We start from the raw sequence: 15,718 nt of genomic DNA on the forward strand, positions 1-15,718 counted from the left end.
ATGGTAAATATTATTTTTCATTATCCATATTATTTTTAATATAATTCATCCACTCGTCATATGCTGCAAGTGCTTCTTTCTGAAAACCAAGCTGAAGCGATTTTAATAGTACTATAAGCATTGGTTTTTCTTGTTTAGTCGTTGTCTTTTTTAAAGGTGTGGCGCTATAAGCTGCAAGCTGTAACCATATTTTTAAAGCAAGTCGATTACCAGATGCAATAATGAACTCTCTTAAAATATGATCTCTAACAACGTCATTTTCTATTTCAATTTTATAAAATAAACTTTCCCAAACAGGTAAGGCGGTTAAATCTTTATCTGAGCAAATAATTCTAATCGCTTCTTTTTCATGCATTTTTCTTATTGCATCTAATTCTTTTACAGTTCGACTTTCTCTTAAAATAAAAGAAGCTAAAATTTCTACTAGTTGAATATTTTGCCCTGATGATAGAAAAGTACCTCCACCTTGCCTCGTTTCGATGAGCCCAAGTAATTCTAAACTGCGCAATGCCTCCCTAACGGACGATCTACCAACATTTAATCGTTCAGATAGGACTCTTTCCGAAGGTAACTTATCTCCAGGTCTAATTTGTTCTTTATCGATTAAAACTTTTAATTGATTCACAATCTCTAAAAATACTTTTTTGTTCTCCTGTTTAGTATCCATAAACACCTCACACAAAGTAAATCCTACGGAAACCTGCACCGAGATAAGGTCTTAGTCAAGTTTATATACGTATAACTGAATATTTTTATTACAAATGTAATAAAAAACCTAAAAGTGGTCTGACCACTTTTAGGTATAAGAATACATAAATTTTGTTTGTTTGTAAAGAAGAAAACTGTGCGAAATGCACAGTTTTTTCTAGAATATTAAAATAACTACGCGTTTATGTAGCTATAGTTCTGTTTTAGGTACATCTGAGTTCTTACTTTACGGCTAATAAATTTACATTACTCATTAATTTTTTGAAGTGATTTAACGATAATTTGAGGTTTATCAAAACGATATTCTAAAGTACCTTCGACTAAAACAATAATGTCCTCTTTAATCCAACCTATGATGTTGTTATATTCTTTCGGGAAAATCGTTGTTGATATTACTCCAAACTCATCTGATATTTGTAAGAACGCCATTAATTCGCCTTTTTTCGTACGAATTTGACGGACATTATCAACCATTCCAACAATTGTTACAAAGGTTGAAGGACGCAATGTTTTAGTAGATCTTGTGTTGTGGTGCACGTTGTTTAATCTTTGCCGTTCAATCGTTACAGGATGTAAAGATAAATAAAATCCAAGTACTTCTTTTTCAAATTGAAGTTTTAATTTTTCGGGGATTGGATCTACATCGATATATTTAGGTTTCCCAAAAATAGTAGGATTCGAAGAAAACAAATTATCTTCATCTGTTGGTCTAACTATTTTTGCATGTTTAATCGCTGCATCAATCGTAGCAAGTAAACATGCACGATCTTTCCCAAAGTCATCTAGAGCTCCTGCTTTTATTAATGGTTCAATTTCTTTACGTGTAAACGTTGCTGCACTTAATGAAGTAGCTAATTCAAAGATGTCTTCGAAATACTTTCCGTTTGCTTGCCGAACGCCTAGTAATTTTTTTAAAAAGTTTTGTGAGACGCCTTTTATTATTGAAAGACTACATCTGATTTTTCCATTCTCCACAACAAAATGTCGATAACTTTTTTGTATGGAAGGTCTTTCGATTTCAATCCCTTTATTTTTTGCTTCTAATATATACTGGAAAATCTTATCGGGATTTCCAATAGAGTTGGTCATAAGTGCTGCATAAAAATGGACGGGATAATTTGCTTTTAAATAAGCCATTTGATAAGAAATTAAACTGTAGGCTACTGCATGGCTTTTCGCAAATCCGTAGTTAGCAAATCGAACAATTAAATCATATACTTCTTCTGCAACTTGTTTTGAGAATCCTTGTCGAATCGATCCTGTTACAAAAGATTCTTTCTGTTCATTTAATATATCTAATTTTTTCTTACTTACTGCTCTTCTTAATAAATCTGCTTGTCCAAAAGTAAAACCAGCCAATACGTGAGCAATTTGCATAATTTGTTCTTGGTACACTATAATTCCATAGGTTTCTTTCAAAATTGATTCAAGGACTGGGTGTGGCATAATGACAGGTTCTTTATTTGCTTTTCTACGTGCATAAGTTGAAATAAATTCCATTGGTCCAGGACGATATAATGCATTTACTGCAACAATATCTAAAATTTGTGTTGGCTTAATTTCCCTTAATGCATTTTGCATTCCTTCTGATTCTAATTGGAAAATACCAGTTGTATCCCCTTGTTGTAATAATTCATATGTCTTTTGATCGTTTAAAGGAATGTTGTTAAAATCTATTTCCACATGTTCTGTATATTGAATAGATTTACGTATTTGCTCTAAAATTGTTAAATTGCGTAAACCTAGAAAGTCCATTTTTAAAAGTCCTTGCTTTTCAACCTCTTGCATAGACCATTGCGTTAAATAAATATCATCATGCCCCTTTTCAATTGGAACTACTTCCACTAACGGTACAGGACTTAGTATAACACCTGCAGCATGTGTGGAGGAATTCCTTGGAAGACCTTCTAATTTTAATGCGACACTGAACCATCTTTTTCGAATTTCTTCTCCTTCAATCCAATTTCTTAGTTTTTCAGAAGAAGCGTATGCCTCTTTTAAGGTAATACCCAATTTGTTTGGAATTAGCTTTGAAATCATTTCAAGTGTTTCACTTTCAAAGTTAAACATTCTAGCAACGTCACGAGCTACAGCTTTTGCTGATAATGTACCAAATGTAATAATTTGTGCGACATGTTTTGTACCATATTTTTTTGCTACATACTCAATTACTTCGTTTCTTCGAGTATCTACAAAATCGATATCTATATCTGGTAAAGATATTCTTTCTGGATTTAAAAATCGTTCGAAAAGTAATCCATACTTAATAGGATCTACTTGGGTAATTTGGAGAGCATAAGCAACTAATGAACTTGCCGATGAACCACGACCTGGTCCTGTTAAGATTCTCTCTTTATGAGCATATTTCATAAAGTCTGAGACGATTAAAAAATAATCCGCGTAACCCATTGAGTTAATAATGCTTAACTCATATCGAAGTCGATCTAAATATTCTTCATTTGGAATGTTTCCTTGAAATCTTTCTTTCAATCCTATTAAAGCCATTTCATACAACACATCTTCCGCAGATACTCCTTCTGGAAGTGGGAACCTAGGTAAATAGGTCTGTTCATTATTAATCTCTACATGGAAACTTAATAATAGTCTTTCAGCTTCATTTAGCCACTCCGGACGGTCATGAAACCATGTAGTCCATTGTTCTGCTGTTGGAACATATTGGTGTTCTTTTGAAATTGGTTGTACTCTTTCATTTAACTTCACACCTGTTTCAATGGCTTGTGCAACCTCAAACGAAAAATGGTCTTCCATATTTTGAAACAAACATTCATGTAGTGCGATTATTTTACATCCAAACTGATTACTTAACTGATTTGCTTTTTCTTCTAGTAGTGAACGGATTCCACCTGGGCGTGAGATACCAAAAAATAAATTTGTAGAAAAAGCTGTTGCCATTTGATTGATTGACTCAATGGCGTCATCTTGTAACCAAATCTCTTTGTTGTCCATTAATGGTAAAACAATGACTAATCCTTGCGAATACCCTAATAACCATCGATAAGGCAATGTTTCGTCGTCTCTAATTGATATGCTGCTAGTAATTTTCAACAAATTTTTATAACCGTTCGTTGTTTGGGCGTATAGAATTGCCGGAAAAGTTTTTCCATCATGAAATTGGATTTCTACTTTTAACCCAACCACTGGATGGATATTAGCTTGCTTAACTTCCTGCCAAAAAGGCAAAAGCCCGTACAATTTCGTATTTACGATTGCACATGCTTTTGCCTTTTGTTGTCGTAAAAATGGGATGAGCTCATCAATACGAATTGTACTTTTTAACAGATCTGCACTTGTTCGTATTTGTGGATAAATTGTCAAACTCCATCCCTCCTTCAAATTATTTATATTTGCGACAAATTTCTTTTAATTCTGAGATAACTTTGTCCGCTTCTTCCCAAGAATAGACTGTTGCACCAGATGCTAAAGGATGGCCGCCACCGTTATATTTTTTGGCAAGTTCATTAATAATAGGTCCTTTAGAACGTAGTCGTACTCGAATTTGACAATCTTCTTCTACGAAGATTACCCAGGCACACACACCTTTAATGTCTCCAAATGATCCGACAAGTAAAGAAGTATCTGATGGAGTCGCATCAAATTGTTCTAGTATTTCTTTCGTTAATTTAATATAAACTGCACCATTTTCATCAAAATGATAATTTTGATATAAGTAGCCTTGAAGTTTCAATAATTTATGATCTTTTTCATACATTCCATCAAACAATTCAGTACGATTAAACTTATAACGTATTAAATGACCCGCGATTTCAAAGGTTTTTTCTGTAGCACTTGGAAATATAAATCGCCCAGTATCGCCAACAATCCCTGCAAATAAAAGACGAGCAGCTTCGTCAGATAATGTCCACCCTTTATATTCACGACCTTCTACAAACAGCTCATAAATCATTTCACTAACAGAACTTGCTTCACAATCTACCCAAAGTAAATCACCATATTGATCGTCATTTGGATGGTGATCTATTTTTACTAAAAAATCCCCAGTACTATAACGATTATCATCGATTCGCTCAGTATTAGCGGTATCTGTCACAATAATTAAAGCACCAGAAAATGTTTCATCATCAACTTGATCAGGCTTTGCTAAAAACGTTAATGATTCATCATGATCACCAACAGCATATACATTTTTTTCTGGGTAATTTGTTGAAATAATTGTTTTTAGCCCAATTTGAGAACCATATGCATCAGGATCTGGTCTCACATGACGATGAATAATAATTGTGTCATATTTTTCTATTGCTTCGATGATTTTACGTTTCACTCTAGTTCCTCCCGGAGATTTAATGTTTATTGTGAAATGTTAATAGCATTTTCCATGAAAAATCGATACAATAATGACAGCTTGTCTAATTGCGGATAACTATTCGCAAAGTCGTGATTTTGTTAGGAGGTCGCTATTTATGAATTTTAATTATTTTTTTCTCACAATCGTTGTGATTGCTTTTGCTGTTTATTTTTATTATAAAACAAAACAATTCAGATCCACTTTACCAATTCGTAAAAAGTGGTATAAAGCAAAGGCTGGTATTGCATTAGGTGTATTTATTATTGCCTTTGGTATAAATGCAGTAATTATTCATCAATCGTTAGTAAGTTACATAATTTGTGCAATTTTTGTTATTCTAGGTCTTGTACAAGCATATAACAATTATCTTCGTATGCGTCATGAAGGTAAGTATGTTCAAGAAGAATATGAACTAAATCGTTAAACTTAAAGGAAGCAATATACTTTGTATATTGCTTTTTACTTTTAGTCTTATCTTTCTAATAATTGGAACATCATCATCGCTTTTCCGACTAATGTATGATCATTAAACACATCAAAGTCCATCTTTACGAACTTACGGCTCATATCGAGTATATGTGGAACGATAGTAAGTACCGTTTCCATTTGGATTGGTTTAATAAAGTAAATCGTCATATTTTCAGCTACAGCATCCCCACGTTTTTTTCTTTTTAGTGCTAATGCACCAACTTCAGAAAGAAGCGTTGTGAATGCCCCGTATGAAATTGCCCCGAATTGGTTTGTCATCTGAGGTGTAACTGTAAATTCAACCATTAAATCTTCATCACTGATTAATTTAATCTCTTTTTTCACTAAGTCATCGATTGTTTCACCGTGATGTGGTTGACGTTGTGCATGTTGTAAAGCTTTTAATACATCTTGTCGACTTATTACCCCTTGTAAAATACCGTCCTCATCTACGATTGGCAATAAGTCAATTCCTTCCCAAATCATACGATGTCCAGCAGATGCTACACTTGTTTTCATAGAAGTTGAGATAGGGTGCTTTGTCATTACTTTATCAATAGGTTCTGACGGTTCTCTTCCAATAACGTCTTTTACAGTTATCATACCAACAAGTTTTCTATTGTTCCCAACTACAGGAAATGCACCGTGACTTGTTTTTCCGTTTAAAATACGGAAATCCTCAATTGTTTGATGAGAATGTAACGTAGCCGTTTCCTCGATTGGTATATAAATATCTTCAATTAAAAGAATATCCTTTTTAATTAGTTGGTCGTAAATAGCCCGATTGATCAATGTTGCAACAGTAAACGTATCATAACTTGAAGAGATGATTGGTAGTTCAAGTTCATCAGCAAGTCGTTTTATTTCTTCAGTTGTGTCAAAACCACCAGTTATAAGAACAGCTGCACCTTCTTTTAAAGCATTTTCCTGTGCTTTAAAACGATTCCCTACAATTAGTAAGCTACCTGCTTCTGTATAACGCATCATATCTTCAAGTTGCATCGCACCAATAACGAATTTTGTTAAAGTTTTATGTAAACCGTTCATCCCACCTAAAACTTGTCCATCAACTATGTTAACAATTTCCGCAAAGGTTAATCGCTCAATATTTTCTTTCTTTTTCTTTTCAATACGGATTGTTCCAACACGCTCGATAGAACTTACTAAGCTACGGTTTTCAGCTTCTTTAATAGCACGGTAGGCTGTACCTTCACTAACTCCCATATCTTTTGCTATTTGTCTAACAGAAATTTTATCTCCTACTGGTAAAGACTCAATATATTGTAATATTTTTTCATGTTTTGTAGACATGTCATCACCTAATTTCCAAATTAGTTCCTTATCTATTAGTGTAACATATTTCATCTATGTATTGACATAAGTGGATTACCTATTACTAATGTACCAAATCAAAGAAAAAAGAGAAAGTAACATCAAAGCTTCATTATCACTTTTATGTTACTCTCTCTATGAACTATTAAATTTCTACTTTTTCGCCTGGAGCTAATATTTGTACTTTTGCATCCTTTACTAATTCCTCAAACTTATTAGGGTCTTGTTCAATCACTGGGAATGTATTGTAATGAATTGGTACAACTACTTTTGGTTTTAATAGGGAAACAGCATATGCAGCATCCTCTGGCCCCATTGTAAAGTTATCCCCAATAGGTAAGAAAGCAACATCGATTGGATGTCGATCACCAATTAACTTCATATCTCCAAAGAGTGCAGTATCCCCAGCATGATATATTGTTAATCCTTCTGCGGAGAATAGTATTCCTCCCGGGTTACCTGCGTTAATAATCTCTCCAGTTTCAGTTTCATATACTGAACCGTGAAACGCGAGTGTATACTTTACTTTTCCAAAATCAAATTCATAAGATCCGCCAATTCCCATGTTGTGAACATTAACACCTTGAGTTGCTAAATAGTTTGCCAGTTCATTTGGCGCTACAACTAGTGCATTTTTATCTTTAGCTAATTCAACTGTGTCACCAACATGATCATTATGTCCATGCGTTAACAAAATAGCATCTGGCTTTTCTTCCTCTACCTTTAAATCTGTTAACCCATTGCCACGAATAAATGGGTCAATAAGAATTTCTTTACCATTCGTTTTAATTTTTACAACTGAATGACCATGATATGAAATTTCCATTAAATATCCTCCTTACAGTTATTCATTGATTTATTTCTCTCTAAAAACAAATATCCCTTCTATTTTGTTATAATATATTAGAATTTACTATTTTATTCCTAGCCAAATGGAGGGTCAAACTTTGACAAAGATTAAACAAATTCAATCCTATTTAAAAGAAAAGAATCTGGATCTGGCTTTTATTACAACTCCTGACAATGTATTTTACTTCTCTCAATTTAAGAGTAATCCTCACGAACGATTACTTGGGGTGTTAGTTTTTCAAGATGTAACACCTGTATTAGTTTGTCCAAAAATGGAAGTACCCGATGCTATCAATTCCGGCTGGCAGTATGATGTAATTGGTCATTTAGATACCGATCAGCCATTTGAACTAATTAAAGAAAAGGTTCAATTAAACAATATTACTGTAAATAACATGGCCATTGAAAAAAGTCATTTAACCGTTGAAAGATTAGAAGCTCTCCAGCAAGTTTTCCCAAAAGCAAGTTTCACTAGACTAGATGAAAAAATTAATGAAATGCGTGTTATTAAAGATGAAGTTGAACTTGAAATAATGCGTGAAGCGGCTCGACTTGCAGACTATGCGGTTGAAGTTGGAGTGAAAGAAATTGCTGAAGGTAAAACGGAAATGGAAATATTAACAGCTATTGAAAATACAATAAAAGAAAAAGGTTACAGTATGTCCTTTGACACTATGGTATTGTCAGGCCCTAAAACTGCTTCACCACACGGTAACCCTGGTAATCGCAAAATTCAAAAAGGTGATCTAATATTATTTGATTTAGGTGTAGAATATAAAGGATATTGTTCTGACATTACAAGAACTTTCGCTTTTGGTAATGTATCAGATGCTCAAAAAGAGATTTATCAACTAGTTAGAAGTGCGAACGAAAAAGCAATTGAAGCAGTGAAGCCTGGTGTCCGTGTTATGGACCTTGATAAAACAGCTCGTGATATTATTACTGAAGGTGGTTATGGTGAAAATTTCACTCACCGCCTTGGCCATGGTCTTGGTATTTCAGTGCATGAGTATCCTTCTGTAACTGGTACAAATGAATTACAACTAAAAACAGGAATGGTCTTTACTATCGAACCTGGAATTTATAACGACATTGCCGGAGTAAGAATTGAAGATGATGTTGTTGTTACAGAAACTGGTGTTGAAGTTTTAACAAAATATCCAAAAGAATTAATAATTCTATAAAATTGAAGACTTAAATAATAAAGGTGACGAGAATTTTCATTCTCGTCACCTTCTTTTATGCATTAAGACGTAGATTTTCTTCCAAGATATGCTTCAACAACTCTTGGATCCTCTAATAGACTTTGTGCACTACCTTCAATTATTATTTTACCGGTTTCCATGACATAGCCATAATCAGCTATTTTCAATGCCTGTTTTGCATTTTGCTCAACTAGAAGAACTGTTGTACCAGCTTCATTTATTTCTTTAATAATTTTAAAGATATCAGCAACAATCAATGGTGCTAATCCCATTGAAGGTTCATCTAATAGTAACAATTTTGGTTTTGACAGTAGAGCCCTAGCGATAGCTAACATCTGTTGTTGACCACCAGAAAGAGTACCAGCCATTTGAGTTTGTCTTTCTTTTAATATTGGGAAACGTTGCATGACGTCTTCAATATCGTTTCGTACGTCTTTATCATTTCGTTGATAAGCACCCATTTCCAAATTTTCTAGTACTGTCATCGAAGTTAAAATCGCACGACCTTCAGGAACTAAAGATATACCTTTACGTAACAATTGGTCTGGACGTAAGCCTGTGACATTCTCACCATTAAATTCGACTGAACCATTTTTAGGTTTTAAAAGACCTGCAATCGTCTTCATAGTCGTTGATTTTCCGGCACCATTTGCACCTAACAAAGTAATGATTTTCCCTTCATTTACTTCTAAATCGATTCCTTTTAGTGCTTGAATTTGACCATAAAATGTTTCAACATTTGTAAGTTTAAGCATCTACTTCATCCTCCTCTTTTCCAAGGTAGGCTTCAATAACTGCTTCATTATTTTGAATTTCGTCTGGAGTACCTTCTGCTAGTTTTTCACCGAAGTTTAATACAGCGATTCGATCACATAATTTCATAACAAGTGGCATGTCGTGTTCAATAATTAACACTGTAATACCTCTTGATTGCACAGTTTTTATTAGATCATATAAACTATCAGTCTCATTTTCATTCATACCTGCTGCAGGTTCGTCTAATAATAGTAGACTAGGATTACTTGCTAAGGCGCGTGCAATTTCAAGTCTTCTTTGCTGTCCGTAAGCTAAGTTCTCTGCAATCGTATCTTTATGTTCTAGAAGACCTACTAAATCTAGTAATTCTTCAGCCTTTTCCTTTAATAATTGCTCTTCTTTGCGTTGTGCTTTTGTACGAAAAACACTACTAAATACGCCAGATTGTGATTGGCTATGTCCACCAACCATTACATTATGTAGTGTAGACATTTGTGAAAATAAACGGATGTTTTGATACGTACGACAAATCCCTTTTTCTGTAATTTTATAAGGTTTTAATGCCGTTATATTTTCACCATTAAATATGATTTCACCTGAAGTGGGTTCGTAAATATTCGTAATCATATTGAACATTGTTGTTTTTCCGGCACCATTAGGACCAATTAGACCGAAAATTTCACCTTTATTAATTGAAAAAGAAACATCCTTTAAAGCAGAGATTCCGCCAAAGTTTTTTGTAATTTTTTTCAATTCTAAAACCATTAACGAACCCCTCCTTTTGAACGTTTAAATTTAAACTTTTTAAGTAAATTTGCATCAAGAATACCTTGAGGACGTACAGCCATTAAAACAACTAGAAGGATACCGTAGATAATATAACGGAACTCACTTACAAAACGTAATACTTCTGGCATTAATGTTAAGAAGAATGCACCAAATACAGAACCAATTATTACTTCACTACCACCAAATACAGTGAAAATTAATACTTCAACAGCACGGTGATAAGAGAAGTCAGCTGGAGAAATATATCCAATTACATGAGCAAATAATGCACCAGCTAGTCCTGCAAAGAATGCACCTTGTGTAAATGCTACTACTTTATAATGAGTAATATTTATTCCCATAGATTCTGCTGCTCTATCATCCATATTAATAGATTGTAAAGCTCGTCCAACACGTGAATTTTGTTGACGAATAACAAACCATAAAATCGCGATTACTAAAATTAGTAACACTAAGAAAATAGATAGAAACACAAATTGATTGTTTCTAATACCGATCATTGCTGGTTCAAAACCTAGGCCACGTGAAAACTCTAAAATTTCCCTACCTAATTGTGGAATTCCTGTTAAGCCAACTGAACCCTTAGTTAAAGAATCCCAGTTCACGAAGATTACACGGATTACTTCCCCAAGACCTAATGTTGCAATAGCTAAATAGACACCTGAAAGTCTTAAAGAAGGAATCCCAACAATCACTCCTAGAATACTTGCTGCTAATGCACCAGCGATAACCCCTACAAAAATTGGTAAATCAAAATGGATTGTAAGTAATGCTGATGTATAAGCTCCGACACCCATAAATCCAGCGCTTCCTAAAGAAAGCTGACCAGATGATAATGGAACATATACACTAATCGCTAACATAATATTAATTAAAATAAACGACCCTATTTGTAAATAATAGGTATTTAAAATTTCTCCTAACAAGTGATCACCTTCTTTCTTGAGATACCTTTGAACCAAAGATACCTTGTGGACGTAATAATAGGATGACAATAATCATAATAAATGCGATTGCATCTCGGTATCCTGAATCTCCGTATGCAACTAGCATCGTTTCAGATAAACCTAAAATTAGGCCACCAACCATTGCACCTTTTACATTGCCCATACCACCTAAAATGATAATCGCTAGCCCTTTTAACCCCATTGACAATCCCATTTGTGGACTGACTGAGTTAAACGCCATACCAACTAAAATACCTGCAATACCACCGATTGCAGACGCAACAACAACTGTTAGTATAATAATTTTCTTTGTATCTACTCCTAGAATACTAGCTGTTTCTAAGTTATCTGCTGTTGCTCTTAATGCCTTACCTGCTTTTGTCTTCGAAAGCCAAACCGTTAAACCAATCATTAATAGAATTGAAATGACGAAAATAACAATTTGAACTAGATAAACAGTAATTGATCCTATATTAATACTAATTTCTGAAAATGATGTGTTGAATGGTTTATTCCCAGCACCAAAAATGTGATGTGAAAGATTCTCCAACAATATGGACACACCGATCGTACTAATTAATGGCGCTAAATGTGATACACCCTTTTTTCCTCGTAAAGGTCTTAAAGTAAAACGTTCTAATAAGTAGCCTAATATACTTGTAACTACAATAGCCGCTATAAATGCCAACCAAAGAGGCCATCCAAGCACTCCAGTTGTTGTTACTCCTACAAAAGCACCAACCATAAAGATTTCACCATGTGCCATATTGATAATACCTAGCACACCAAATACAAGGGTAAAACCGAGTGCTATTATTGCATAAATACTACCTAACGTTATCCCGTTAATTATTTGTTCTAATAGCAATTTAAATCATCCTTTAGTTAATTTGATTACCCTAGCAAACACTTATTATGTAGATTGGTTCTCGCAATGACTTACGAGAACCAATAAGGTTATTGATTATTCAAATTCAATGAATTTACCGTCTTTAATCTCAAGGACAGTAACATCCATAATTACATCTCCAACTTCATCGAATGAGAATTTCCCTAAGATACCTTCAAGATCTTTTGTTTCTGCTAAAGACTCTCTAAATGCTTCACGATCGGAACTACCAGCTCTCTTTAATGCGTCAGCATAAATGAATAAAGCATCGTATGCTTGTGCAGCAAATTGGTCAGGTTTTTTGCCGAATTCTTTTTCATATTTTTCATTGAATTCGACAATTTTTGGATCTGATGATTCACCAAAATATGGAGTTGCAACGATTAAACCGTTTGCTGCATCACCAGCAATTTCAATCGCTTGTGGTGAGTTAAAACCATTTCCACCTACAAATGGAATTTCGATACCCATTTTACGAGCTTGGTCCATAATTACAGCACCTTCGTTATATAAAGCAGATGCTAATATTAAATCTGGATTTGTGTTTTTAATTTTTGTCAATTGTGCATTGTAATCACTTTGACCTTCTTGATATGTTTCAATAGTTGTAATTTCAAGTCCCATTTCTTTAGCTGTTCTTTCCATTACTTCGAATCCGCCTTTTGTTAAAGCGTCGTCATTTCCATAAATCATAGCAACTTTTGTCGCCCCAGTTCGTTCAACAGCTTTTTCAATCGCTGCAGGGATTGCTAATGATTCTGGAACTGCATTTCTAAATACGTAATCACCAATTTCAGGAATACCATCAACAGTAGTTGAAGTACCTAAAATTGGAATACCGTTCAAATCAACTTCTGGTGCTACTGCAAAAAATTCAGTACTTAATGTCGGTCCAATAATTGCAGTAATCGAATCATCACTCATAATCTTTTGAGCTGCGTTAAGTGCTTGATCCGCTTTACCTGCAGAATCCTCAATAACTAATTCAATATTTACTTCACCAAGCGCATTGATATCTTGTTGCGCTAACTTCAAACCATTAGTAATAGCTTCACCGTAAGCAGCTCCAGCTCCAGTTAAATATGAAATAACGCCAAACTTAGCGCTTAATACTCCATCTTCACCTGTATTTGAATTCGATTCTGTTGTTGTATTACCGCCACCACATGCAGCAAGTAATAATAGCATAACAATTGATAAGATTGAGAATAGCTTTTTATTTAATTTTCTCATCAATAATATCCTCCTTAAATAGTTTTTGTTTTTCATTTATATAAAACAATATAACTATTTAAGTACATTTAGAGGAAAAAGTAAATGGTATTTTTATAATTTTAGATATTTTCTGATAAATTCCATTTTATGTTATCCTCATATAATGTTAGTGAAAATTCTACTTAATGACGCTTTTTTCTCTTTAACGACTTATTATTTCTATTTCACCTCACTGAAAAAATCATAAAAAAAAGCTATTTAAAGAGATTTTTTTATCTCTTAAATAGCTTTTTTCTACTTATTTACTTACTAGTGTATCGCCTTTTAATAAAGTTTCAACAGGGACATAATCGCGACCTTGGTCGATAGCCACTGCTTGATAAACCACTTTACCTTCTAATGTGTTAATACCTTTTCTTAATGCTTCATTATCAAGGCAAGCTTGTTTATATCCTTTATTTGCAATTTGTAAAGCGTAAGGTACTGTATTATTAGTTAATGCAATTGTTGATGTACGTGGTACAGCCCCTGGCATATTCGCAACAGCATAATGAACTACTCCATGTTTAGTGTAAGTTGGATCATCATGTGTCGTTACTTTATCTGTCGTTTCGAAAATACCGCCTTGGTCAATTGCGATATCAATAATTACAGAACCTGGTTTCATCGATTTAACCATTTCTTCAGTAACAAGTTTTGGAGCTCTTGCACCAGGAATTAAAACCGAACCAATGACTAAATCGGATTCTTTTACCGATTCTGCTATGTTAAATGGATTTGATATTAATGTTTGAACAGATGAACCGAAAATATCTTCTAGTTGACGTAAGCGTTCTGGACTTACATCTAAAATTGTTACGTTTGCTCCCATTCCCACAGCAATACGTGCAGCATTTGTTCCTGCTACACCACCGCCAATAATTGTAACCTTTCCTCTTTGTACTCCAGATACTCCACCTAAAAGAATTCCTTTTCCACCATATAATTTTTCTAAATATTGTGCACCAATTTGCACAGACATTTTACCTGCTACTTCACTCATCGGTGTAAGTAATGGTAATGATCTGTTCGGTAATTGAACTGTTTCATATGCAATTCCTACCACCTTTTTCTCTAACAAGCTTTGCGTTAATTCTAACTCAGGTGCTAAATGTAAATATGTGAATAAAATTAAGCCTTCATGGAAATAGTCATATTCGCTTGCAATTGGTTCTTTTACTTTCATAACCATCTCTTGTGCCCAAGCTTCTTTCGCCGAATCAACGATGACTGCTCCAGCAGCACGGTAATCATCATCAGTAAATGAGGATCCTAATCCAGCACCCGTTTCAATAAATACTTCATGACCTGCAGATGTTAAAGTAACAACTCCAGCAGGCGTCATTGCTACACGATTCTCGTTGTTTTTTATTTCTTTTGGTACCCCTATTTTCATCGCCATTCCTCTTTCCCTATGTAGTTATGTGTTACGACAATTCCATCTTATCAGTATTTTCTGATTTTGGAAATATAGTTTTCTAAATTTTGATGTTTATTATTGTCCGAATAATAGAAATATTGTAAGAGAAGCGGCAAACTATAATATTTACAATAATTTGTATCTTTTGAGAATGTTTTGTGAATATTAAATTTACTTTTCTACAATTAGTTTTCATTAGTATGCGATTTGATATAATTAAAGTATAAAGAAGGAGGAGTATATTATGACTCAGTACAAAAGTATCGTAGTTGCGGTAGATGGCTCTAAAGAAGCAGAATATGCATTTAAAAAAGCCGTTGATGTGGCAAAACGTAATGATGCATCAAAACTGAATTTAGTTAACGTAATTGATACTCGTTCATTTGCAGCGATTGAAGCTTATGATCGCTCTATTGCTGATCGTGCTCAAAATTTTTCTGAAGATTTGTTAAATGAGTATAAAAAACAAGCAGAAGAAGCTGGTCTTAAAAACGTAAACATCATTATTGAGTACGGTTCACCAAAAGCAATCATTACAAAAGAACTTTCAAAAGTTGTTGAAGCTGATTTAATCGTATGTGGTGCTACAGGTTTAAATGCTGTTGAACGTTTCTTAATTGGTTCTGTTTCAGAAGCAATCGTACGCTCTGCAAAATGTGACGTATTAGTAGTTCGTACTCCTGACACTGTAGAATAACTTTAAAAACCCCTTTAGGGCAACATGGCCCTAAGGGGGTTTTTTCTATCGCACTGAAATTGAATATAAGAATTCATATA

14 protein-coding genes are annotated in these 15,718 nt (G+C 34.0%); 3 read left to right on the plus strand and 11 right to left on the minus strand.

From position 1 onward, the window contains the following. Nucleotides 1–10: 10 nt before the first annotated feature. From CRO45_RS05055 to CRO45_RS05065, 3 genes are all read right to left on the minus strand, one after another. Nucleotides 11–667, minus strand: coding sequence for a FadR/GntR family transcriptional regulator (locus CRO45_RS05055; protein WP_097148545.1), 657 nt, complete (start codon nt 665–667; stop codon nt 11–13). Nucleotides 668–954: 287 nt separating this feature from the next. Then, on the minus strand, nt 955–4,044 hold the full coding sequence (gene dnaE / locus CRO45_RS05060; RefSeq protein ID WP_097148546.1) for a DNA polymerase III subunit alpha: 3,090 nt from the start codon (nt 4,042–4,044) through the stop codon (nt 955–957). Between the two features lie 19 nt (nt 4,045–4,063). Beyond that, nucleotides 4,064–5,008, minus strand: a complete 945-nt coding sequence (locus CRO45_RS05065; protein ID WP_097148547.1) for a DHH family phosphoesterase — start codon at nt 5,006–5,008, stop codon at nt 4,064–4,066. A gap of 139 nt (nt 5,009–5,147) precedes the next feature. On the opposite strand from CRO45_RS05065, the gene CRO45_RS05070 reads away from it, so the two are divergent. After that, nucleotides 5,148–5,456 carry a YtpI family protein gene (locus CRO45_RS05070; protein ID WP_097148548.1) on the plus strand — a complete coding sequence of 103 codons (309 nt, stop codon included), beginning with the start codon at nt 5,148–5,150 and terminating at the stop codon, nt 5,454–5,456. A 47-nt stretch (nt 5,457–5,503) separates the two neighbouring features. Here the strand turns inward: CRO45_RS05070 and CRO45_RS05075 are convergent, their stop codons facing one another. Beyond that, entirely contained in the window at nt 5,504–6,811 is a 1,308-nt protein-coding gene (locus CRO45_RS05075) for a DRTGG domain-containing protein (RefSeq protein ID WP_097148549.1), read from the minus strand. Between the two features lie 166 nt (nt 6,812–6,977). Continuing rightward, complete coding sequence (locus tag CRO45_RS05080; RefSeq protein WP_097148550.1) at nt 6,978–7,658, minus strand: metal-dependent hydrolase; 681 nt, start codon at nt 7,656–7,658, stop codon at nt 6,978–6,980. Nucleotides 7,659–7,779: 121 nt separating this feature from the next. Between CRO45_RS05080 and CRO45_RS05085 the strand changes: the two genes are divergently transcribed. After that, nucleotides 7,780–8,865 (plus strand): M24 family metallopeptidase, encoded by a 1,086-nt coding sequence (locus CRO45_RS05085; RefSeq protein WP_097148551.1) that lies wholly within the window; start codon nt 7,780–7,782, stop codon nt 8,863–8,865. Nucleotides 8,866–8,927: 62 nt separating this feature from the next. On the opposite strand, the gene CRO45_RS05090 is transcribed toward CRO45_RS05085, so the two are convergent. From CRO45_RS05090 to ald, 6 genes are all read right to left on the minus strand, one after another. Continuing rightward, complete coding sequence (locus CRO45_RS05090) at nt 8,928–9,641, minus strand: ABC transporter ATP-binding protein (RefSeq protein ID WP_097148552.1); 714 nt, start codon at nt 9,639–9,641, stop codon at nt 8,928–8,930. After that, nucleotides 9,634–10,407 carry an ABC transporter ATP-binding protein gene (locus tag CRO45_RS05095; RefSeq protein WP_097148553.1) on the minus strand — a complete coding sequence of 258 codons (774 nt, stop codon included), beginning with the start codon at nt 10,405–10,407 and terminating at the stop codon, nt 9,634–9,636. Before CRO45_RS05095 ends, CRO45_RS05090 begins: the two co-directional genes overlap by 8 nt. Continuing rightward, nucleotides 10,407–11,357, minus strand: coding sequence for a branched-chain amino acid ABC transporter permease (locus tag CRO45_RS05100; protein WP_097148554.1), 951 nt, complete (start codon nt 11,355–11,357; stop codon nt 10,407–10,409). The genes CRO45_RS05095 and CRO45_RS05100 overlap by 1 nt, the downstream gene beginning before the upstream one ends. Nucleotides 11,358–11,361: 4 nt before the next feature. Continuing rightward, nucleotides 11,362–12,246, minus strand: a complete 885-nt coding sequence (locus tag CRO45_RS05105; protein WP_097148555.1) for a branched-chain amino acid ABC transporter permease — start codon at nt 12,244–12,246, stop codon at nt 11,362–11,364. Nucleotides 12,247–12,342: 96 nt separating this feature from the next. After that, nucleotides 12,343–13,500, minus strand: a complete 1,158-nt coding sequence (locus CRO45_RS05110) for an ABC transporter substrate-binding protein (RefSeq protein ID WP_097148556.1) — start codon at nt 13,498–13,500, stop codon at nt 12,343–12,345. Nucleotides 13,501–13,780: 280 nt separating this feature from the next. Beyond that, on the minus strand, nt 13,781–14,917 hold the full coding sequence (gene ald, locus CRO45_RS05115; RefSeq protein ID WP_097148557.1) for an alanine dehydrogenase: 1,137 nt from the start codon (nt 14,915–14,917) through the stop codon (nt 13,781–13,783). Nucleotides 14,918–15,182: 265 nt separating this feature from the next. Here ald and CRO45_RS05120 point away from each other — a divergent pair, with 265 nt between their 5' ends. Then, a complete protein-coding gene (locus CRO45_RS05120; RefSeq protein WP_097148558.1) occupies nt 15,183–15,638 on the plus strand; it encodes a universal stress protein in 456 nt (151 codons plus the stop codon). The last annotated feature ends 80 nt before the right edge of the window (nt 15,639–15,718 follow it).

This window comes from Ureibacillus acetophenoni (assembly GCF_900220965.1).
In the GTDB taxonomy this organism is placed as follows: Bacteria; Bacillota; Bacilli; order Bacillales_A; family Planococcaceae; genus Ureibacillus; species Ureibacillus acetophenoni.